The 19,436-nt window shown below is 69.4% G+C and carries 18 protein-coding genes and 3 pseudogenes; 13 read left to right on the top strand and 8 right to left on the bottom strand.

The annotated features are described in order from the left end of the window. Positions 1-59: 59 nt before the first annotated feature. Positions 60-770, bottom strand: coding sequence for a FadR/GntR family transcriptional regulator (locus GEV43_RS41965; protein ID WP_160826250.1), 711 nt, complete (start codon positions 768-770; stop codon positions 60-62). A 352-nt stretch (positions 771-1,122) separates the two neighbouring features. Here GEV43_RS41965 and GEV43_RS47760 point away from each other — a divergent pair. The 5 genes and pseudogenes from GEV43_RS47760 to GEV43_RS41940 form a co-directional block, all read left to right on the top strand. Then, positions 1,123-1,281 (top strand): annotated as a pseudogene (locus tag GEV43_RS47760) (response regulator transcription factor); the annotation flags it as partial. Then, positions 1,259-2,452, top strand: a complete 1,194-nt coding sequence (locus GEV43_RS41955; RefSeq protein WP_309240267.1) for a HAMP domain-containing sensor histidine kinase — start codon at positions 1,259-1,261, stop codon at positions 2,450-2,452. The pseudogene GEV43_RS47760 and the gene GEV43_RS41955, both read left to right, overlap by 23 nt. Positions 2,453-2,591: 139 nt before the next feature. Then, a complete protein-coding gene (locus GEV43_RS41950) occupies positions 2,592-3,968 on the top strand; it encodes an aspartyl protease family protein (protein ID WP_160826249.1) in 1,377 nt (458 codons plus the stop codon). A 103-nt stretch (positions 3,969-4,071) separates the two neighbouring features. Further along, positions 4,072-5,025, top strand: coding sequence for a DMT family transporter (locus GEV43_RS41945; RefSeq protein WP_160826248.1), 954 nt, complete (start codon positions 4,072-4,074; stop codon positions 5,023-5,025). Between the two features lie 79 nt (positions 5,026-5,104). Beyond that, positions 5,105-6,040, top strand: coding sequence for a LysR family transcriptional regulator (locus tag GEV43_RS41940; protein WP_160826247.1), 936 nt, complete (start codon positions 5,105-5,107; stop codon positions 6,038-6,040). Here the strand turns inward: GEV43_RS41940 and GEV43_RS41935 are convergent. After that, a complete protein-coding gene (locus GEV43_RS41935) occupies positions 6,037-7,416 on the bottom strand; it encodes an FAD-binding oxidoreductase (protein ID WP_241684465.1) in 1,380 nt (459 codons plus the stop codon). The genes GEV43_RS41940 and GEV43_RS41935 overlap by 4 nt on opposite strands. Before the next feature lie 115 nt (positions 7,417-7,531). On the opposite strand from GEV43_RS41935, the gene GEV43_RS41930 reads away from it, so the two are divergent. From GEV43_RS41930 to GEV43_RS41920, 3 genes are all read left to right on the top strand, one after another. Next, positions 7,532-8,143: a TetR/AcrR family transcriptional regulator gene (locus GEV43_RS41930; protein WP_206681664.1), complete on the top strand. Its 612-nt coding sequence runs from the start codon at positions 7,532-7,534 to the stop codon at positions 8,141-8,143. Positions 8,144-8,910: 767 nt separating this feature from the next. Then, positions 8,911-9,087 carry a hypothetical protein gene (locus GEV43_RS41925; protein ID WP_160826245.1) on the top strand — a complete coding sequence of 59 codons (177 nt, stop codon included), beginning with the start codon at positions 8,911-8,913 and terminating at the stop codon, positions 9,085-9,087. 71 nt (positions 9,088-9,158) lie between these two features. Continuing rightward, a complete protein-coding gene (locus GEV43_RS41920; RefSeq protein WP_160826244.1) occupies positions 9,159-9,845 on the top strand; it encodes a Crp/Fnr family transcriptional regulator in 687 nt (228 codons plus the stop codon). A gap of 29 nt (positions 9,846-9,874) precedes the next feature. Here the strand turns inward: GEV43_RS41920 and GEV43_RS41915 are convergent, their stop codons facing one another. Next, positions 9,875-11,119 carry an FAD-dependent oxidoreductase gene (locus GEV43_RS41915; protein ID WP_160826243.1) on the bottom strand — a complete coding sequence of 415 codons (1,245 nt, stop codon included), beginning with the start codon at positions 11,117-11,119 and terminating at the stop codon, positions 9,875-9,877. A gap of 70 nt (positions 11,120-11,189) precedes the next feature. Between GEV43_RS41915 and GEV43_RS41910 the strand changes: the two genes are divergently transcribed. After that, positions 11,190-11,762, top strand: a complete 573-nt coding sequence (locus tag GEV43_RS41910; RefSeq protein WP_160826242.1) for a TetR/AcrR family transcriptional regulator C-terminal domain-containing protein — start codon at positions 11,190-11,192, stop codon at positions 11,760-11,762. 155 nt (positions 11,763-11,917) lie between these two features. On the opposite strand, the pseudogene GEV43_RS41905 reads toward GEV43_RS41910, so the two are convergent. Further along, positions 11,918-12,819 (bottom strand): annotated as a pseudogene (locus GEV43_RS41905) (aminoglycoside phosphotransferase family protein). 179 nt (positions 12,820-12,998) lie between these two features. On the opposite strand from GEV43_RS41905, the pseudogene GEV43_RS56775 reads away from it, so the two are divergent. The 3 genes and pseudogenes from GEV43_RS56775 to GEV43_RS41890 form a co-directional block, all read left to right on the top strand. Beyond that, positions 12,999-13,385, top strand: a pseudogene (locus GEV43_RS56775) (hypothetical protein); the annotation flags it as partial. Positions 13,386-13,711: 326 nt separating this feature from the next. Then, positions 13,712-14,272: a WD40 repeat domain-containing protein gene (locus GEV43_RS52640; RefSeq protein WP_241684464.1), complete on the top strand. Its 561-nt coding sequence runs from the start codon at positions 13,712-13,714 to the stop codon at positions 14,270-14,272. 72 nt (positions 14,273-14,344) lie between these two features. Further along, positions 14,345-14,614 carry a hypothetical protein gene (locus tag GEV43_RS41890; protein WP_206681662.1) on the top strand — a complete coding sequence of 90 codons (270 nt, stop codon included), beginning with the start codon at positions 14,345-14,347 and terminating at the stop codon, positions 14,612-14,614. On the opposite strand, the gene GEV43_RS41885 is transcribed toward GEV43_RS41890, so the two are convergent. Both GEV43_RS41885 and GEV43_RS41880 read right to left on the bottom strand, forming a co-directional pair. Continuing rightward, on the bottom strand, positions 14,611-15,345 hold the full coding sequence (locus GEV43_RS41885; protein WP_160826240.1) for a class I SAM-dependent methyltransferase: 735 nt from the start codon (positions 15,343-15,345) through the stop codon (positions 14,611-14,613). The genes GEV43_RS41890 and GEV43_RS41885 overlap by 4 nt on opposite strands. A gap of 234 nt (positions 15,346-15,579) precedes the next feature. Next, positions 15,580-15,987: a VOC family protein gene (locus tag GEV43_RS41880; protein ID WP_160826239.1), complete on the bottom strand. Its 408-nt coding sequence runs from the start codon at positions 15,985-15,987 to the stop codon at positions 15,580-15,582. 785 nt (positions 15,988-16,772) lie between these two features. On the opposite strand from GEV43_RS41880, the gene GEV43_RS41875 reads away from it, so the two are divergent. Continuing rightward, on the top strand, positions 16,773-17,540 hold the full coding sequence (locus tag GEV43_RS41875; RefSeq protein ID WP_160826238.1) for a hypothetical protein: 768 nt from the start codon (positions 16,773-16,775) through the stop codon (positions 17,538-17,540). A 95-nt stretch (positions 17,541-17,635) separates the two neighbouring features. Here GEV43_RS41875 and GEV43_RS41870 read toward each other — a convergent pair whose 3' ends face one another. Together GEV43_RS41870 and GEV43_RS41865 are read right to left on the bottom strand one after the other, a co-directional pair. Beyond that, the gene (locus GEV43_RS41870) at positions 17,636-17,824 is read right to left on the bottom strand and encodes a hypothetical protein (RefSeq protein WP_160826237.1); all 189 of its coding nucleotides are present in this window, start codon (positions 17,822-17,824) and stop codon (positions 17,636-17,638) included. A gap of 666 nt (positions 17,825-18,490) precedes the next feature. Then, the gene (locus GEV43_RS41865; protein ID WP_160826236.1) at positions 18,491-19,414 is read right to left on the bottom strand and encodes a helix-turn-helix transcriptional regulator; all 924 of its coding nucleotides are present in this window, start codon (positions 19,412-19,414) and stop codon (positions 18,491-18,493) included. Positions 19,415-19,436: the final 22 nt, after the last annotated feature.

The raw sequence follows: 19,436 nt of genomic DNA, 5'->3' as shown, positions 1-19,436 counted from the left end.
GTCAGCGGCCCGCCGCGTCGAGGTGGAGTGCTGATCGGATACCGACGTCCGCTCCGGACTCACCGCCCCTCCGCCTCTCGTGGTGCCTTGGCCTCGTGGTCGCGAGTGAGCCGGACGATGGCGGCCGCCGCCTCGCGGGCGCCGTTCGCATCCCGGGCCTCGATCGCGTCGACGAGCCGCCTGTGCAGTCCGGCATGCTCCTCGGCTCCGACGGCGTCCCACGGCAGGCCCCCCAGGGCCGAGCTGAGAGCCGTACCGAGGTAGTCGTACACCTCGATCAGCAGGTCGTTCCCGCTCGCCCGGACGACGGCCCGATGGAACAGGGCGTCGACCTTTCCGGCCGCGGCCATGTCCTCCCCGGCACAGGCCGCGTCGGCTTCGGCCAGCAGCTCTCTCAGCTGGTGCAACTCGTCCTCGCTGCGGCGCAGGGCGGCGGCTCCCGAGGCGTACTCCTCAAGGACGGTCCGCAGTTCGAGAACGTTGTCCCGCTGCGCCGAACTCGCGCGCCGCACCATGACCGACTGGAGCTCACTCGACGAGCGGACGTACGTGCCGTCCCCGACCCGGGGCTCCAGCAGCCCCAGGTGCACGAGCGCGCCGAGCGCCTCCCGCAGCGTGCTGCGGCCGACCCCGAGCTCCTCGATGAGGGTCTGCTCCGGCGGGATCCGCGTCCCCACGGGCCATCCCCCTGCCTCTATGTGCGAACGGAGGCTGTCCACGAGCTGCGAGGACAGACTCGCCGACCTCCGCGGCGTACTGATGCGCTTCATGGTGGACAGCATACATACATCAGACATTTGAACATCACATGGCCGGCCTCCGGGCTGCCGTACGAGCGGCCGGTCGCCCGCCTGGACGACGCCGCCCTCCGCGCCCGCACCCGCGCGCCCGGGACTTGAGCCTGTGAAGCCATGACCCCGCGCCCGAGAAGGCTGGGGCGACGTCGTGAGAAGCAGAGGAGATCGCGGCCACCGTGCCGGGGCGCGGGTCCCGTTTGGATATGTCGGCGATATGCCGTACTGCTTAGGCTTCGGGTATATGGGTGCTGATCGCGGAGGACGGGTCCTGCCCAGCTTGCGGTCTTGGACCGTGACATCCCGGGCACTCCGGGGACGAGGTCGCCCGGCCAATGCCGATCCGTTCACCAACGCCGTCCGCATAACCGTCTCAGCCTTGCGCGAAAAGCTCGGCAAACGATGGCTCATCGCCACGGTGCCCGGCGCCGGGCACCGCACCGGCATTCGACCGGACACCGGACGTGAGGGAGGAGATCGTGGATAGAGCCCCCGGTTTGAGTGTTCGCCTCAAACTCACTCTCAGCTACGTCGGCTTCGTCATGCTCGCGGGTGCCTTGCTGCTCGCGGCCTCGTGGCTGTTCCTCCTGCGAGGCACGTCCGCCGTTTACCGCGTTCCCGAACTCTCCGATTTCCAGCGTGTCTTCTCCCTCGGCAGCTTCGGCCCAGCCGTCTTCGTCCCAGCGGCAGCCGTAGTGCTGGCGTTCCTGCTCGTGTTCGGCCTGGTGGGAGGGTGGATCCTCGCCGGACGGATGCTCGCGCCGCTGACTCGTGTCACGGACGCAACGCACATGGCCGCGAACGGGTCGCTCGCCCACCGGATCCGGCTACCCGGCCGCAGAGACGAGTTCCGTCAACTCGCCGACGCCTTCGACACCATGCTCGAACAGCTCGAATCCCACGTCGCCGAGCAGCAGAGGTTCGCCGCGAACGCCTCGCACGAACTGCGCACCCCGCTGGCGATCTCCAAGACACTCCTGGACGTCGCCCGCAACGACACGGAGCGGGAGCAGGACGAGCTCATCGAACGCCTCCACACCGTCAATTCCCGGGCGATCGATCTGATCGAGGCCCTTCTCCTGCTCAGCCGCGGCGACCGCCAGAACTTCACTCGCGAGCCCGTCGACCTGTCCCTCATCGCCGAAGAGGCCACCGAGACGCTGCTTCCCCTCGCCGAACAGCGCCAGATCACCCTCGACGTCACCGGCGAGGCAACACCCACCGTCGGCTCCGCGGCGCTCATCCTGCGGATGGTGACCAACCTGGTCCAGAACGCCATCGTCCACAATCTCGCCACCGGCGGCACTGTAACGGTCCACACCGAATCGCAGCCCGACGCGAGCGTGCTGAGGGTCGAGAACACCGGCCATCAGGTCCCATCGGAACTCATACCGACGCTCACCGAGCCCTTCCAACGCGGAACGCAACGCATACGCACCGACGAGCACGCCGGTGTCGGCCTCGGACTGGCCATCGTGCACAGCATCGTCCGAGCCCACGACGGGACCATCGACCTCACCCCCCGTCCCACCGGCGGCCTCCTCGTCACGATCCGCCTGCCTCGCACATCGCACGGATCGTCCCCGAACGGCGCCGCCAGATCGTCGATCGAAAACACGGCGGCCGGCTCCACGGGGGAGACCCCGCCGGTGGCGTAGCGTCCCCGGAACGGCCGCTACACGGATCCGGGAAGCCCGGGCTCCTGCCTTTGAGTTCGCCTTTGCGCTTGGCCAGAGGCAGGCGTATCGCGGGCGTATCGAAATACGCATACGCCGCCGCAACATTCTTCCGTCTTCAGTGGAGGCATGGACCGCACCGGTCCGTGCCGAGGGCAATGGCGTCCCGGCCTCAGAAGGTGACCCACGAAAAGGGGAGAAGGCCATGGATAACGACGGAGCATGGGACCGGCGTTCGCTGCTTCGGGGCGCCGCCGTGGTGGCCGGCGCCGCCGCGACCACACCGCTGCTGGGGGAGGCGGCCAGGGCGCAGGCCAGTAGCAGGGACGCGGACGCGCTGTTCAGGGCCGGGAAGTTCGAGCAGGCCGGCCGCGCGTACGAGGAGATCCTCAAGACAGACCCCGCGAACCTGCACGCGGCCCGCCAGCGCGGCTACGTCGGGCTGCTGGGCAACAAGTTCCCCGACGCGGAGAAGTACCTCACGATGGCCCTCGAACTGGCGCCCGACGACAAGCAGACCAACCGGTTCCTGGGCGACTGCTATACCCGGCAGGACAAACTCTCCCTCGCCGTACCGCGCTGGCGGGCGGCCGGCCAGGAAACCCGGGCCGAATGGTTCGCGGCGGTCCGCGGCAAGCCGTATCAGATCCACGGCGACATCGGCCGTGTGCCGTGGAAGCAGATGGACCCGTCACCACTGGTGGAGGTCTCGGTCAACGGCGGTCCCCCGAAACGCTTCATGTTCTACACCGGCGCCCCGTGGCTGGGCATGTCCGCCAAAACGGCCGAGGAAGCCGGACTGCGCGCCGTGGCCAAGCAGCAGATCGAGTACAAGAACGGCACCGCATGGATGTACTTCGGGGTGGCGGACTCGTTCAAGCTGGGCGGCATCGAACTGCGCAACGTCCCCGTCGAGTGGACGCAGACCGACCAGGACGATCCCGCGTCCGGCGACGGCATCATCGGCACGTGGATCTTCTACCACTTCCTGACCACCTTCGACTACGCGGGCCGGTCGCTGATCCTGCGCCGCCGGACCCCCGAGGCGGCCAGGAAAGTACGCGCCGACGCCGTCCGGGCGGGTGCGAAACCCCTGCCGCTGTGGCTGGCCCGCGAGCAGTACGTGCACAGCACGGGCAGTTTCGCCGGCTCCGGCCCACGGATGGTGGGCGTCAACATCGGCGGAGTCAGCGAGTGCGCCGCCGTCATGAAGGGGGAGGTGGCCAAGCGGTTGCGGATCCGCACCGACTACGACCGCCCGCTCGAAACCTTCGGCCATAGCCACCCAACGGTCGTCTACCCCTGCTACCCGTCGGAGATCCGCATCGGCAACGCCGTCGCCAAGGACGTCTACTGCAACGCGGCCCCACAGATGCAGGCCGACGAATACGGATTCGAAACGCTGGGCGGCTTCTTCCACTCCTTCTTCAAGCCGTACAACATCACCCTCGACTTCACCGACATGAACATCTACATCGCCCGCGGCAAAGCCACCTGAACGCCATGCGCCGACACACCGACCCAATACATAACTCATTCTTAAGCTTCTTGCAGTAAAGAGTAACTGGACCTTCCTCTTGCGGTACGGAACGTTGGGCGGCATGATCTCGCGCATCGGTTCCGCTCACGTTCTCGCTCTGGCGGGCACCGTCGTGCTGTGGGCCTCGGCATTCCCCGCCATCCGGGTCGGCATCGACGGTCTGGGAGTGGCGGCGCTGTCGTTCCTGAGGATCGTGGTCGCGGCGATGGCGCTGGCGCTGGTGGCGCCGTTGGCCAAGGTGCGCCTGCCCAGGCGCCGCGACCTGCCGATGATCGCTTTGTGCGGGGCCACCGGCGTCACCGCCTACCAGGCCCTGCTCAACTGGGGCGAGGTCCAGGTGGCGGCCGGGACCGCGAGTCTGCTGATCGCGATCGCGCCCGTTTTCAGCGTCCTGCTGGGAAGTGCGTTCCTCGGCGAACGGCTGACCCGCGACATCATCGTCGGCAGCACCATCGCACTCGTCGGCGCGGCGATGGTCAGCCTGGCCAAGGGCACCAGCGGATTCACCGTCTCCGCCCTCATCGTCCTGGCCGCCGCCGCCGTCCAAGGGACCTACCACTTCGCCACCAAGCCCCTGCTCCGCCGCTACACCGGCCTGGAGGTCGCCACCTACGCGATGGTCGCGGGAACCCTCTTCGCCCTGCCCCTGGTCCCCGCCGCGTGGTCCGCCACCCTCCACGCGCCGGCGGGCGCGTTGGCGTCCGCGATCTACCTCGGCCTGCTGCCGTCCGCGCTCGGCTTCGTCATCTGGGCCTACGCCGTCGCCCGCCTGCCGCTCGCGACCTCCACGGCGGCCCTGTACCTGGTGCCGCCGGTGGCGCTGATCGTCTCGTTCGTCTGGCTCGGCGAGGTGCCCCACCTCGTCGAGCTGATGGGCGGCGCGGTCAGCGTGGCAGGGGTGATCCTCATCAACCGGCACAGGCGGCAGGCTCCGCCTCCTTCCGGAACCTCGTACGGCGACGCGCCCGAGGCCGCCTTCGACCAGGCGGCGAGCCGTCCGGCGCCGACACGGTGAGGATTCTGCTGGTCGAAGGCATCAGGGACACACTTGGAACCCTCGACCCGTTCCGAGCCATCCGAGTAAGGAGCCGTCCGTGCTCGACGTACGCCGCCTGCGGATCCTCCAGCACCTGGCCGCCTACGGCACCGTCGCGGCCACCGCCGAGGCCCTGCACCTGACGCCACCGGCGGTCTCCCAGCATCTCGCCGCCTTGCAGAAGGAAGCGGGCACGCCCGTGGTGGAGAAGGTGGGCCGCACGCTGCGGCTGACCGCGGCCGGGGAACTGCTGGTGGCCCACGCCGAGATCATCCTCGCGGAGCTCGCGGCGGCCGAGGCCGGCCTGGCAGCCCTGCAAACCGGCCGCCGCGGCATCGTACGGATCACCGCCTTCGCCTCCGCCGCCCGCGCCCTCATCGCGCCCCTGTGGCAGCGCCTGGCCGCCACGGACGCCGATCCGGCCCCTTCCCTGCGCCTCTCCGTCCAGGAACCCGACGAAGCCCTCGACCAACTGCGCAAGCGCTCCACCGATCTCGCCCTGGTGCACAGCTACACCGTGCTGCCGCGCAACTTCCCCGCCGCGTGCGAGCAAGCCGTACTGATGGAGGAGCCGGTGCTGCTCGCCCTGCACCCCGCCCAGGCCGAGGCGCTGCACCTGGCCACCGGGCAGCCCGCGGACCTCTCGCGCCTGTCAGATGTGCCGTGGCTGACGCCCGGGCCGGAGACCTCGTGCTACGAGATGGTCCAGCGAGCCTGCGGCACCGCCGGCTTCGTCCCGGACATCCGCGCCCGCAGCAGCGACTTCGCCGTACTGGCCGCCCTGGTCGCGGCAGGAGCGGGCGCCGCCCTGATCCCTCGCATGGCGTTGCCGGAAACCACCGCGCCCCTCAGCCTCCACCCCCTGACCCACCCCGTGTCCCGGACCATCTTCACCGTCAGCCGAGCGGGAACCACCAAGCGCCCCGACGTACGCCGCGTGCTCGAACTGCTACACACCTCGGCCGCCGGTGAACGTTCCTGGATGCGGCGCTAGGGGGTGGTGGTGGGGAGGGGGATGGCGGAGAAGACGGCGTCGGGGTCGATGGTGCTCTTGAGCTTGAGCAGGCGGGCGGTGTTGGGGCCGTAGGCGTGGGCTGTCTGGGCGGTGTCGTCCGGGCCCAGGAGGTTGGGGTAGCCGCCGGGGAGGGCGTACGGGGCGAGGGCCGCGGACGCCGACTCGATCCATCGGCGGTGCGCTTCGCCGCCGGCGGCATCGGTGCGGACGGCGATGAGTTCGACCATCAGGTGCGGCTCGCGTGCCGCGAAGGCGGTGGCGGACGCCGGGATCCGGGCGGCGGCGCCGTGGAAGTGGTGCAGCGAGAGCGCCGACAGCGGTGACGGCAGCGCCGCGCCGTGCTGGGTGAGCGCCGCGACGACCTCGGGCGTCAGCTCGCGCACCGAACGGGTGCCCATGGTGATGTGCCGTCCGGGCGGGAACATGGCCTCGCGTGCGGCGATCGCGGCCGCCAGCGGACCGCTGTCCAGTTGGACGGCCAGCGGCGTGCCCAGCCGGGTCAGCGCCTGCAACGGCGCGTCGTCGGCGTCGGCCGCGCCGGACCAGGTGGGCAGGACCATCACGGCCGGTTCACCGTCCGGGCCGGCGCCCACGGCGGACTGGACGGTCAGCTCGTCCGGTGAGGCCGCCAGGGCTTCACGGAGCCCGCCGAACACCTGCTCCGCCTGCGTCCGCGGGTAGAGCACCACGCCCGTCACGACGGACGGCACCGCGTGCAACCGGATCCGGGCCGAGACCACCACGCCGAAGTTGCCCCCGCCGCCGCGGAGCGCCCAGAACAGGTCGGGCTCGTGTTCGGCGTCGGTGTCCACCACGGAACCGTCGGCCAGCACCACCTCGGCGCCGACCAGGTTGTCGGCGGCCAGGCCGGCGCGTCCGGCCAGCGGCCCGTAGCCGCCGCCGAGGGTCAGGCCGACGATGCCCACCGAGCCGATGGTGCCGGTCGCAGCGACGAGGCCGAACGGCTCGGCCGCCGCGAGGACGTCGCCGGCCGTGGCACCGCCGCCGACCACGGCGTGGCGCCGCTCCGGATCGACCCGAACGTCGCGCATCCCGGACAGGTCCAGCGTCAGCCCGCCGTCGCGCAGGGCGCTTCCGGCCCAGTCGTGGCCGCCTCCCCGCACCGTCAGCGGCAGCCCGAACTCGCGCGCCGTCCGCACGCCCGCCTGGACGTCGGCCACGTCCGCGCACCGGACGACCACCGCGGGACGGCGGACGACCGCCGCGTTCCACAGCGCCACCGCGGCGGCGTACCCGGGCCCCTCGGTCAGCACCCGTTCTGCCGGGATCAGCGCCCGTAGCGCTCGGGCGGCGTCCTGCGCAGCCCGTCCAGCGGCTTCGCTCTGCATCGTCATGGCGTGGCCCCCGATTGTTGAGTTGATCGTCCGGTGGGGAGAGTACAAATCCATTCATCAGAGTGCAACTCTGATGAATGGACAAGTGGCCTGACCTGGGCGGTAGGATTCCGTGGTGCCTTCGACCTCCACCGGCCGCCGCGCCGAGTACGCCGAGCTGACCCGCGAGGCGATCATCACCGCCGCGCGGGAGCTGTTCGCCGAACGCGGGTACTTCGCGACGTCCGTCAACCAGATCGCCGAGCGCGCCAGGGTGGCGCCCGCGACCGTCTACGCCGTCACCGGCGGCAAGCACGGCCTCATCGCGACCCTGGTGGAGCGGTGGAGCGTCGCGCCGATCGTCGCCGAGCGCGGCGCCCTGATCACCGCGTCCCGCGACGCGCGCGAGGTGCTGCGGCTCACCGCCGAGGTCGTCCGGGACATGCGCGTCGAGTACGGCGACATCATGCGCACGGCGCGCAGCGTGGCCCCGCACGACGAGGCCGTCGCCGAGTCCCTGCGCACCGCGACCCGCCGCTACCGGTCAGCGCTGGACGCCGTCGCCGACCACCTCCACGCCATCGGCGCGCTCGGCGTCGACACCGCCCTCGCCGCCGACGTCCTGTGGTTCCACTTCGGCTTCACCGGCTACGAGACCCTGGTCCAAGAGAACGGCTGGCCCTACGACCGCGCCGCCGCCTGGCTGGCGGCCCAAGCCGAACACGCCCTCGGAATACGCCTGTCCTGACCCGGCCGGGCCCCGTACGGGCGAGAACGCGAACGGTCATCTGACGTCCTCCCGTACCGCGTGAGGACGGCGGCGCCGACCTGCTCGGCCGACAGGCACTCCAGGTAGGCGGGTGACCCGCCGCCGGGGAAGAGCCGCTCGCCGGCGCCGACGTCGAACCGCGCGTCGGGGAACGGCTGGAGCCACACGACATCGAGGGCCGGGGTGAGCGGTACCCCGGGATCGTCGCTCGGTGCGCCCAGCCCGGACGGCAACGGCCGCCGCCTACGCCCGCCCAGCGCGGTCAGGCAGACGTTGGTGACGAGCCGGTAGCAGTACGCGACCAGCTCACCTCAATAAGCCTCAAAATCCACGCCCCCATCATGGGGCCACGCGGCAGATCAGCCGCCGTCGCCAAGAGCACACCCGCTCTCGAATCGTTCAACAATTCTTCTAGCCCTTGCATAGTTGTCGGGGTCATCTGGCCCAATGCGTCGCGACCACGAGGGCGATACTCGGGGGTGGGACAGCCTGCGTTCTCGGCTTGGATGTGGGTGCTGACCTGGTGAGTTGCCCTCGGTGCCTGGAAGCCCGAGGGCAACTCGCGTTTGTGGTGGACGTGGTGCCTCTTCCGCCACCGGTGAAGGGCGCATAGCGTCCCAATCACTGGTCGTCGATGCGTTGGGCTGGGCTTCCAGGAACGACACGCACCGGCCCGTTGCTGATCGGCTATCGGTGCATCAACAACACCACATCCAAGCCGTGATCGTTGCAGGGAGCAGATTCACATGCCTGCCCATGCGCTGTCCCTCGCCGTCGGAGGACTCACCGTCCTGGCGTTCGTCGGGCTCACCATGTTCATCGTCCACGCCACTCCCGTCGGGGCGCGGGCGCGGGTGCTGACCGCGACGGCGTCGTTGATGGCGTGCGTGCCGGCCATCCTGTTCGCCCTCTACGGCCGGTGAGTCTCATGGCCGTCGGAGGCGACGCGCGGGGGACCGGCCCGCACGCGGCACACGTCCGCGACTACTGGGGGATGCTCTCCCGCGAGGAGCAGAGCACCCTTCGCGCCCGTACCGCCACCGGCCTCGCCATCCAAGGTGAGGACATCCATGTCGAAGGCGCACCGGTGGACCAGGTGGCCATCATCCGCAGCGGCTGGGCCAAGGCCACGGTGAACAAGGCCGGGCGGAGCCCCGTCCTGCGCCTGTACGGCCCCGGCGAACTCATCGGTGTGGCGGCCGTGCTCACCGGGGCCGACTCGGCCGAGACCGTCACCGTCATCTCCGGCGGGCTGCACATGATGAGCCTGCCCGCGCGCAGCTTCGCCGACTTCCTGCACCGCGCGCCCCACGCCTCGTCCGCCCTGCATCACGTGCAGCTGGCCCGGCTGCTGGAGGCCGATCGGCTCCGTACGATCCGCGACTATCCCACCGCCTCGCAACGCCTGGCCGGCCTGCTGGTGGAACTGTGCCGCCCCGAGAACGGCCCGATCCACCATTCCGACGGCCTACGGATCACCGTTCCCGGCGGGGAGCTGTCCCAGGGAGAGCTCGGCGGTTGGATCGGCGACTCCCGCAAAACCGTGGTCCGGGCCCTTGCCGAACTGCGTGCCGCGGGCCTGGTGTCATGCCATCTGCGTCGCCACGTCACCATTGAGGACACCAGTACGCTCCGCCGGTTCGCCGACGCGGCCGACGACGGCTCAGCCCTGCCCGCGTGACCGCGATGCCCCCCTGCGCGAACTCCCCATCATCCGTTCGACACCGGGTTGCGGGGGAGTTGCCAGTTGCCGCCGCGGTCCGCCTTGGAGAAGCGTGCGGCGAGGTCGGGGACGTGCAGGAAGCAGGCCAGTGCGGTGGCGGCCTGGAAGGCGTCGATGGCACGTTGGGACATCGGCATGCCCAGACGCAGCAGGCGCGGATTGACCTCACCCTGGATCTCGCTGACGAACGGCCGTAGCACGGTGTCGTAGTTCGCCAGCGCCGTCGGCAGATCGTCCGGATGCCGGTTGATCTCACCCGCCAGAACGTGGGCGCCGACCAGGCCGCCCGAGATTCCCATGCCGCTGTAGGGGGAGGCGCAGTGCGCGGCGTCCCCGGCCAGGACCACACGCCCGCTGGACCAGATGTCGGCGCGTACCTGGACGATCTCCTGCGAGTAGAAGAACGGGCTCGTGCTCATCCCGTCGATGAAGCGCTCGGCCTGCCATCCGGCGTCGCGGAACCTGTCGGCCCAGAACTCCTGCTGCCGCTCGACGGGCGCGCGATGGATCGCCGAGGACTCCTCGGAGTCGTCCCGCATCACGAAGTACGCCTGGGTCTCGGTCGGGTTGTGGCTGCGGCGCATGATCTGGCGTCCGCCCGGGGCCATGTAGGTGTCCCGGATGTTGCTGTCGGACGCGATGCGCGGGACGAACCAGTAGGCCATGTGGATTCCGACCCGCCAGTACGGGTCGGAGCCTTCGGGGAGGAGCGCCCGCCGGATCCGCGATCCCTGGCCGTCCGCGCCGACCAGGAGGTCGAACTCGCCGGAGGACCCGTCGGAGAAGTGCGCGACGACCCTGTCCCCGTCCTGCTCGTAGCCGTCGACGCTCTTGCCGAAGACGTACTCGGCGTCGTCCTTCGTCGCGTCGTGCAGGATGCGCACCAGATCGCCGCGCATGATCTCGTACTCGGACGTCAGGGTCTGCCGGCCCCGCCCCGAGGTGTTGGCCATGATCGTCGCCTTGGCCCTGCCGCGGGCGTCGACGAACGCGACGCCCGCCTCGTCCACGAGCTTGCCTCGGACGGCGTCCAGGAGACCCATGGCAGCGATGGCCTGGATGCCCTGCCCCCGGAGGTCGACCTGGGCTCCACTGGCCCGAAGCGCCGGGAAGCGTTCGACAACGGTCACCCGGTGGCCGCCCCGGGCGAGCCAGTAGGCCAGAGCCTGCCCCGTGACCCCGCCACCGGCGACGAGTACCCGCAGCGACCGCGTTCCCGATCCGCCTGCCATGGCCACCACCCCAAAATCTATCGCTGAAAGGTTCCTTTCCACCGTCACCTATCAGCGATAGATTGTCAAAGTGACAAAGATCAACCGTGAGACGGTCATCGCCGAGGCGCTCGATCTGCTCGACGAGGTCGGACTGGACGCCGTCAGCACGAGACGGCTCGCGAAGCGGCTCGGCGTCGAGCAGCCATCGCTCTACTGGCACTTCCGCACCAAGAACGAGCTCCTCGCCGCCATGGCGGAGGCAGCGATGGCACCCCACGCCACCGCGGCCCTGCCGACGCCCGACGACGACTGGCGCGACTGGTTCCTGGACAACACGCGCAACTTCAGGCGCACCCTGCTGATGCGCCGGGACGGCGCACGCCTCCACGCCGGCAGCACCCCCACCGGAGACCTCGACCGGATCCGCCGCAAGATGAACTTCCTCGTCGCCTCCGGCGTCCCCGAGCACGACGCGCAGATGGCCATGCTCACCGCCAGCCGTTTCACGGTCGGCAGCGTCCTGGAGGAGCAGGCGGACACCGCCCACCCGGACACCGGTTCCGACCTACCGGCTGACGTGCCGGCGATCGATCACGAGTCGGCGTTCGAGGCGGGCCTCGCCCTCATCCTGAACGGCCTGCTATCCCGCACCACGCCGTAGACCGCGCACCACGCCGTAGACCGCGCAGCACGTCGTAGACCCCGCACCACGTCGTAGACCGCGCAGCACGTGCTGTACGTCCGGCAACCCGTCCGCCTCGCCCTGCACGTCCACGGCGGCGTATGAGCACGGGTGTACGGTCGGTCGCTCCGTTCCTACAGCGAACCGCTCCGCAGAACGTGATCGAGCGCTGCCCGGCCTGCGGGCCCCCACGTCGGCTTGCCGCCAGGCAGGCCCCGGTCTCCGTTCTGGCCGATCTGCATGAGGACCAGGCTTTTCAGAGCAGCCAGCCCGCGGGCGCGCCGGATCGTCCCCTCGTCCGCACACGCATAGACGTCGAAGAAACGTGAGGCGGTGCCCTCAGGAAGGATCACCCACGCGGCCGCGAGGTCCCATGCAGGGTCGCCGGCGAACATGTCACCGAAGTCGATCACACCTGAGAGCGTCCCGTCCGAGACGACGACATTCGCGGGATGAAGGTCGCCGTGCACCCACACCGGCGGCCCCTGCCACTCGGGCGCAGCAACGGCGCCGTTCCAGACTGCCCGCACGTCGTCGGCGATGTCGCCGGGGACAACGGCTTCAAAGAATTGGTCGAAGCCGTCCGTGTATTCCTTGGGGTGGGCGCCGCGGTCCGTACTGATCGGCGCCTCGCTGGGCGCTTCCACGTGAAGTGCCTTGAGGAACACTGCCAGCGCGTCGGCAGCGTGGTCGCCGCGGCTGATCGAGGAGTGGTCCAGCGGCTCGCCGGGAATCCACGCCATCACGGTCCAGGGCTTGGGGAAGCGCGCGGACGGTTCGCCGAGCCGCACCGGGGTCGGGATCGGGAGCGGCAGGCGCGGAGCCAGGACGGGCAGCCACCGACGTTCCTTGTGCTGGAGGTCCGGAGCCCGTTCCGTGCGCGGCATGCGTACGACCAACTCGTCCCGAGGCGCCACTGCTGGTTGTCCCAGCCACCCGAAACCTCGCGGATGGCCAACCCGGCAAGATCCGGATGCTGCTCCTGGAGCAGGTCGCGGACCAGGTCTGCGGTGATCTCGATTTCGGAGTCGATCATGTGAATCCACTGTACCGGGGGAGGCGAAACGGCTCTCCAACAGCAGCCGGTGGTGCGTTTGCCTCAGGGATGACTGGCACCACCCGCTGGGGGAGCGCCGACCGGGACGGGTCCCGGCGTCGCGGCACTACCGTCTGCCGGGATACGAGACGAGCCAAGCCCCCGTTGCGGGAGGCGAAATGGGCGAGCAGCCGCAGGACGCGGGATTCGGGAACGACCGGCCGCCAGCCGAAGGTGACCGCTCTGGCCAGGAGCCGACGGCTCCCGCCGGAAAGCGACCCGGCCTCCCGCGCCCCACGCTGCCGACCGACCCACAAGCAGAGCGGCAGGCAGCACCGGGGGAGTCCTCCGGTGTGGCGGCGCTGTGGGCCACGCGGCGCCGTCTCCTCCTCGGGGTGGGCGGCCTCCTGGTGGCCGCCGCCGTTCCCGCGGGGATCCTGGCCGCCCGCGACCGCTCCGCCCTGCGAGCGCTCGGCACCCTCCAGCACGGCAACGTGATCAGTGCCCTCAGCTTCAGCCCGGACGGTAAGACCCTTGCCTCCACCGAAACCGGAGGCGGCGCGGTGCGGGTGTGGGACGTGGCGGACCGCAAGGAGCGGGCCAGGACCGTCCCGAGCTCGATGGTCTTCACCCTGGCCTTCAGCCCCGACGGCCGCACGCTGACGACGGGCGGCATCGAAGGGGCCCAGTTCTGGGACGCCGCCACGCTGAACCTGCTGGGGGAGATCACCAGTCCCGGCGGCACCCCAGAAGAGACCTTCGTGACGATCGCCTTCAGCCCGAACGGAAGGTCATTCGCCGCGAGCGGTTTCGACGACAACCAGATTCGCTTCTACAATCCGGACACCCGTGAGCTGGACGGCCCGCCCTTGCCGGGGGCCGCACCTCCACCATGGCGTTCAGCCGGGACGGCGGCACACTCGTCAGCGACTATCAGTCCGTCTCGGGAGGCGACGCCAACAGCAGCGATGTTCTCGATCCGGGCAGCCTGCTGTTCTGGGACGTGGCCGCCCGCAAGCTGCGTTTCGTGCAGCCACTCAACGTCTCCATGGGTGCCGAGAACCTCGTGTTCAGCCCGGACGGCGCCATGGTCGCCGCCAGCGTCGGCCCTCCGACCAACGACGTCCGCCTCTTCAGGACCGCCACAGGCAACGCGCTCGTTCAAACGCTGGGCGGCAACGGCGGCACCATTACCGGCCTGGCGTACGGCGACGACGGCCACACCGTCGTGGTCTCCGACTGGACGGACCTGCACTTCTGGGACACGGCCACCCTCACCAAGCGGAACACCGTCACCATTCCAGAGGCCCCGCCCGCCAAGGGGCGGCAGCACGACGGGGCCACCGCCAAGCCCGGAAACAGAACCATCGGCCTGTTCGCCCAAAGCCCCGACGGCCACACTGTGGCCACCACCAACTCCCAGAACACCATCGCCCTCTGGCACCTGGGGTGAACCCGTACGGCGGGCCGCGTACTGAACGACGACGAACGCGTCCGAAAGCCAGGTCACCAGGGGACGGCCCCGTTGTCGCCGAACAACTGGCCGGTCGGGCCGTCGTCCGGCAGGGACGCCAGCCGGACGGCGATCGCCGCGACGCAGCTCTTCCAACTGATCGCGCTCGGGCGTACCACCGTGGTCGTTCCCGAGTCAGCCGGCGCCGACCTGCGCCGCGACCTCGCCGCCGTGCCGGTCCTGGACGCCCCGCCCGTGACGACGGTGATCGCCCGGCCACCGCACAGCCGCCTCCCTTCCCGCCCGGCCGGACGAAAACACTCGGGCAAGACGAGCCACTAGCCGTCCGAACCGGTGGCCGACTTCGGTGCTTCGACCACGAAGAACAGGAAGTTGGGATGGGTCGAAAGTTCCTGGAAGCCGTCCGGGAACAGCTCACGGGCCGCCGGATCGGGCTGCGGCTCGCTGATCGCAGCAAGGCGGAACCCGGCCGTAATGAAAGCGTCGGTCATCGCGTGCAACGGCCTGCGCCAGAGCTGGATCGGGACGGACCGTCCGTTGAGCATCCAGTCGAAGGTATAGCTGGTGGTCGCGTGGTAGTCGGGCCGAGGATCCCGGTGTGCGTAGGCGGTGAACGGGTGACTCACCGAGGCGATCAGCCGCCCGCCGGGCCGGAGCACACGTCGAAACTCGGCCAGCGTCGGCCCCCAGTCCTCCAGATAATGCAGAACGAGCGACGCCACCACGTCATCGAACGATTCGTCCTCGAACGGCAGGGGGTCGTTCAGATCGACCACGTGCAAGCAGGCGTCGTCACCAAGCCGCCTCCTAGCCATCGCCAGCATTCCGGCGCTGGCGTCAATACCGGTGACGACCGCGCCACGGTCGCGCAGGGCAGCGGTAAGTGGACCCGAACCGCAGCCGGCGTCCAGAATCCGACGGCCAGTCACGTCTCCCGCGAGCGCCAACATCGCAGGCCGCTCGTAGTAAGCGTTCACGAGGCTGTTCTCGTTCTCCGCCGAGTACGTTGCCGCGAAGCTGTCGTAGTCGTTCGTCCGGCCTGCAAACTGCATCGTTGCAGCCTAGATGTACTGGCGCGTAGTCACCATCGCCGCAGCCTCCGCCGACAACGCCTGCGCGCCGGAAGGCGACGATGCCGGGGGAGTGCGTGGACCGGCCGATCGATCACCGCCGGGGTGCGTGTGGCGGGTACCGAACACCTTCGCCGTGCGCGAGGGCGATCAGTGGTTTTGACCGACGCAGGAACGCCCGCCTCTCGGGACGGGCGTTCCTGGTATCGCGGTCGGTCAAGAGTGCTGGGTGATATTGACCATCCAGGTGATCCCGAACTGGTCCACGAGCGAGCCGGCTTCGTCACCCCACGACTGCTTCTCCAGAGGCAACGTCACGGTGCCGCCGACGGACAGCCTCTCGAAGTAGCCACGAAGTGCGGCGTCGTCGCCGCCGAGGAAGACCGCGACGTTGTTGCCCGGGGTGTGGGGCATCTCTTCCCGAACGTCCCACGCCATCAGCGTGTAGCCGTCCGGCGTGCGGAGCGTGGCGTGCATGATGTTGTCGGGGTGAGACACGTCCGGCGAGCCGTATTCGGCGTACGTGCCCATTTCCAGCTCGCCGCCGAGGACAGCCCGATAGAACTCGATCGCCTGCCGCGCGTTCCCGTTAAAGGCGAGGCACGGGTTGAGCTGAGACGCCATCTGATACTCCTTTGTGTAGGTGAATAACGACTGGGATCGCAGAAGCGGACACCGACAGGCGCCCGAACCAGGCAGCGCTAGACCACCGACGTTCGGCCTGCGGGAACTACCTGCGCGCCCAGACCGTATGGAGTGACCGCTCAGGGAAGCTGAAAGATCACTCCGTTAAGCGTCCCAACGAATCACGACATCCTGTGTCGTGTATTCCGTAGAGTTCTCGGAAGCACGCCGATCGGCTGGGCTCACTGGTGCTGCTGCTGCGCCAGCGCGGTCGGCTGTCGGCGGCCACGCTGGCTGGCTGCTCCCCGCACTAGCCGAACATCCTGAGACCACTCGTTGCCCGACCAGCGGCCAACTGCTCGTACAGGCCCGTCGCGGTTGTCGTAGACATACGGCGACACGAACCACACTCCGACGAGGTCCGCGAACGCGAGCCCCAGACCGCACCACAGTCACAAGCACATCGCGCGAACGCCCCGCCCAGCCCTCGGGGACTGCGACCAACGGTCCGTCGCCGCAGGATGGAAAGGGCCCGTGGCAGTTCAACAGGCGCTTTTCGCGTGCAGCCTATTCAGCATTCATCATCAACCCAGTCCGGTAGATGCCTCGTGACCGCTTGTGGTCGTTCTAACGGCTGCAATGGATCTTGTTACAGGTGACACTACTTACTGAGTCAGGTGTGGTTAGTTAGCGAGTTTCCAGCCAATCCGATCCGGCTTGCGGGTGCCGAATTGAAGGGCTACGCCCGCCGCCGGCGGTGACGAGCGCCAGAAAGGGGCCAGCACATGACAAAAATGATCAAAAAAGTGACCGTCGCACTCCGGACGAGCAAGAAGGAGGACGCCGCCAAGATACTCGACCGCGTCGAGCCCCAGACAGCGCACGGCAGTCGGGTCTTTCTCGGCCTTGCGGGCCGTGAACTGCGCTGTTCCCGCCGCGAAGGAAGCACGCTGGAAGCCGGCTCGACCGAGACGTTCGTCTTCGGCCAGGGCGCCACTGTCACATCCGCTGCGGCCAACGACCCGACGACTCGCACGATGGCGGACGTCCACTCCTATCCCGTGTACATCCGTTTCTATCCCATACCCAACGCGAGCGACCCCGGTGAGGACGACTGGTGCCTAGAGCATGTAAGAGTCGTCGTCGAGAGCAGCAAGGGCAGGAAGGTCGAACTCGTTGGGCTAGAAGGATCGGCGCGGATCTTCCTGGGCAGCGAGGGCGGGTATCTCCTGTACCTTCAGCCCGGCGGGCGGGGTCCCACCGTCGTGCGCGGCAGCGTCAACAGGCAGGGCCACCGGGTCGCGGGCAACGGCTTCACGGTGGCCAAGATCGACCCTGCCACCAACAAGGGCACATTCAAGGTCACGTTCAGTACCGCGTTCCTCGAACTGCCCATCGTCGTAGCCACCATCTTCGGCCCGTACCGGCCGCGCGCCAACGCTCATGTCGTCGAGGTCGCCACCACGCACGCCGTCGTCAGCACGGGCGACGACAACGGCAAGCCCGTCCATCGAGACTTCCATTTCACAGCCACGGCCGTGTCCGACAATTGATTCCGGGCCGCGCGCCACGCCTCCGACTCCCGCAGCCTCTCCTGCGCGACGACGTAGTCGCCGAGGTCCGCGTCGAGCGGTGCAGACACCGCGTTTCAGTCTGCGGCGAAGGCCAGCAGCTCGCGGTTCAACAGCGTCGCCGACCAGTCGCCCAGGGTGACCCTGCTTATTGCGGTGTGCAGCCGTCCGCGCCCGCCCGGCAGCAGGCTGAGACGCACGTCGATCCCGGGACCGGTGAGCGGATCGGTCCCGGTGGTGCTCATCTCGGCCCGTACAGCCTGCATCGTGGCGTCCACCTCGGTCTCGTCCGCCTCGCGCAGGCCGGCACGCCGAACCGCGGAACGGTGCCGGGTGCGTCGGGCGGCGGCACGCGCTGCATGCCGTCCCGAATGACCCGGGTGCGCAGCACGGGTGGAGTGCGAGCCGCCGCAGCGCGTCCCGCAGCGCTGCTGCGGCCTCTTCCTCGGTCCGTTCCGGTGAGCGCCACGTCGGCGTAGAAGTGCGCCGGGTACTACGACAAGCTCCCACATGCCCTGCTGCAACGGCAGCAGGGGAACGGGCGTCCAGGGCGGCGCGGCGCTCGATGTCGACCGGCAGCGCCCGCGCAGGTCCGTCCGACCGCCACGCCACCAGCGCCGGCAGCTCCGCCAGGGTGCTTTCCACCGTCACGTCCGCCGGCGCCAGTTCGACCGCGAGCCGTTTGCGGAGTAGCGCTGACATCCGCACGGCCAGCACCGAGTCCCCGCCCCGCGCAGGAAGCCGATGTCGTCGGGGACGGGGCCCGGCTCCGGCCCGAGCAGTTCGCCCCAGATCGTTTCCAGTTCCGCTGCAACTTGGGATCTTCTACCGACCCGCTCTGGGTGACCTGCCTGACCAGAACGGCTGGCGGATCAGCGCTGACGCCGGCTACGGGCCCTTGAACACCCTCGCCCGGGGGGGACCGCGACGGATCAGAGCGACCCGGGCCGAGGGGAGTCGCGGGTGGACTCTGCTGCCCGAGATTGCGTCGTGGCCGCCCAGCTGGCGAGGAGTTTGAGCCGGTCTTCGGATGCGGTGCCGGGTTCGGCGGTGTATGTGATCAGGTCGTGCACGGCTCGGCCGGGGAGGGGCAGGTCGAGGGACTGGAAGGTCAGTTCCAGGTGGCCGACGTCGGGGTGCTGGAGCCGTTTGATGCCGTCGTGGCGGATCAGGACGTCGTGCGCGGCCCACAGGCCGCGGAACTCGGGGCTGAGGGTGGACAGCTCGCCGACGAGTTCGCGCAGGGCCCGGTCGCGGGGCTCGCGCCCGGCCTCGGCGCGCAGCAGGGCGGCGGTGGCATTGCCGGCGGCGTCCCAGTCGACGAAGAAGTCAGGTGCGCCGGGGTCGAGGAAGACGTAGCGGGCGATGTTGGGGCGGCCGCGCTGGTCGGTGGTGGCGCTGTCGAACATCGGCGCGTACAGGGCTCGGGCCAGGGAGTTGCTGGCGACGACGTCTGTGCGGCCGTTGCGTACGAACGCCGAGGACATCGTCATGGAGTCGAGCAGCCACTGGACCTGGGGCGGGACCTCGACGTCCCTGCGACGCGACGGCGTACGGCTCGCGGGCCGCGATGACCGGGCCAGGTCGAACAGATAGGTGCGTTCGTCGTGGTCCAGTCGCAGGGCGCGAGCGACCGCGTCAAGGACGTCTTCGGACACGCCGCCGATGTGGCCCTTCTCCAGCCGCGTGTACCACTCCGTGCTCACGCCGGCGAGGACGGCGACCTCCTCGCGCCGCAGCCCGGCGACCCTGCGCCGGGCGCTGGTCGGCAGTCCGACCTGCGCCGGGGTGATCTTGGCGCGCCGGCTGGCGAGGAAGTGCCGGATCTCGTCGCGGTGTCCGGGCTGCTGATCCATGTCATTCACGGTATCCGCTGGT

It is taken from the genome of Actinomadura sp. J1-007, assembly GCF_009793335.1.
In the GTDB taxonomy this organism is placed as follows: domain Bacteria; phylum Actinomycetota; class Actinomycetes; order Streptosporangiales; family Streptosporangiaceae; genus Spirillospora; species Spirillospora yumaensis.
The sequence above is the reverse complement of the archived record's forward strand: the minus strand, read 5'-3'. Positions and strand labels throughout refer to the sequence as shown.

Bases quoted from the DNA above. Each gene is read 5' to 3' on its own strand.
- GEV43_RS41965 (WP_160826250.1), bottom strand. From the start codon at position 770: ATGAAGCGCATCAGTACGCCGCGGAGGTCGGCGAGTCTGTCCTCGCAG.
- GEV43_RS41945 (WP_160826248.1), top strand. From the start codon at position 4,072: ATGATCTCGCGCATCGGTTCCGCTCACGTTCTCGCTCTGGCGGGCACC.
- GEV43_RS41935 (WP_241684465.1), bottom strand. From the start codon at position 7,416: ATGACGATGCAGAGCGAAGCCGCTGGACGGGCTGCGCAGGACGCCGCC.
- GEV43_RS41925 (WP_160826245.1), top strand. From the start codon at position 8,911: ATGCCTGCCCATGCGCTGTCCCTCGCCGTCGGAGGACTCACCGTCCTG.
- GEV43_RS41920 (WP_160826244.1), top strand. From the start codon at position 9,159: ATGCTCTCCCGCGAGGAGCAGAGCACCCTTCGCGCCCGTACCGCCACC.
- GEV43_RS41915 (WP_160826243.1), bottom strand. From the start codon at position 11,119: ATGGCAGGCGGATCGGGAACGCGGTCGCTGCGGGTACTCGTCGCCGGT.
- GEV43_RS52640 (WP_241684464.1), top strand. From the start codon at position 13,712: ATGGCGTTCAGCCGGGACGGCGGCACACTCGTCAGCGACTATCAGTCC.
- GEV43_RS41885 (WP_160826240.1), bottom strand. From the start codon at position 15,345: ATGCAGTTTGCAGGCCGGACGAACGACTACGACAGCTTCGCGGCAACG.
- GEV43_RS41880 (WP_160826239.1), bottom strand. From the start codon at position 15,987: ATGGCGTCTCAGCTCAACCCGTGCCTCGCCTTTAACGGGAACGCGCGG.
- GEV43_RS41875 (WP_160826238.1), top strand. From the start codon at position 16,773: ATGACAAAAATGATCAAAAAAGTGACCGTCGCACTCCGGACGAGCAAG.
- GEV43_RS41870 (WP_160826237.1), bottom strand. From the start codon at position 17,824: ATGCAGGCTGTACGGGCCGAGATGAGCACCACCGGGACCGATCCGCTC.
- GEV43_RS41865 (WP_160826236.1), bottom strand. From the start codon at position 19,414: ATGGATCAGCAGCCCGGACACCGCGACGAGATCCGGCACTTCCTCGCC.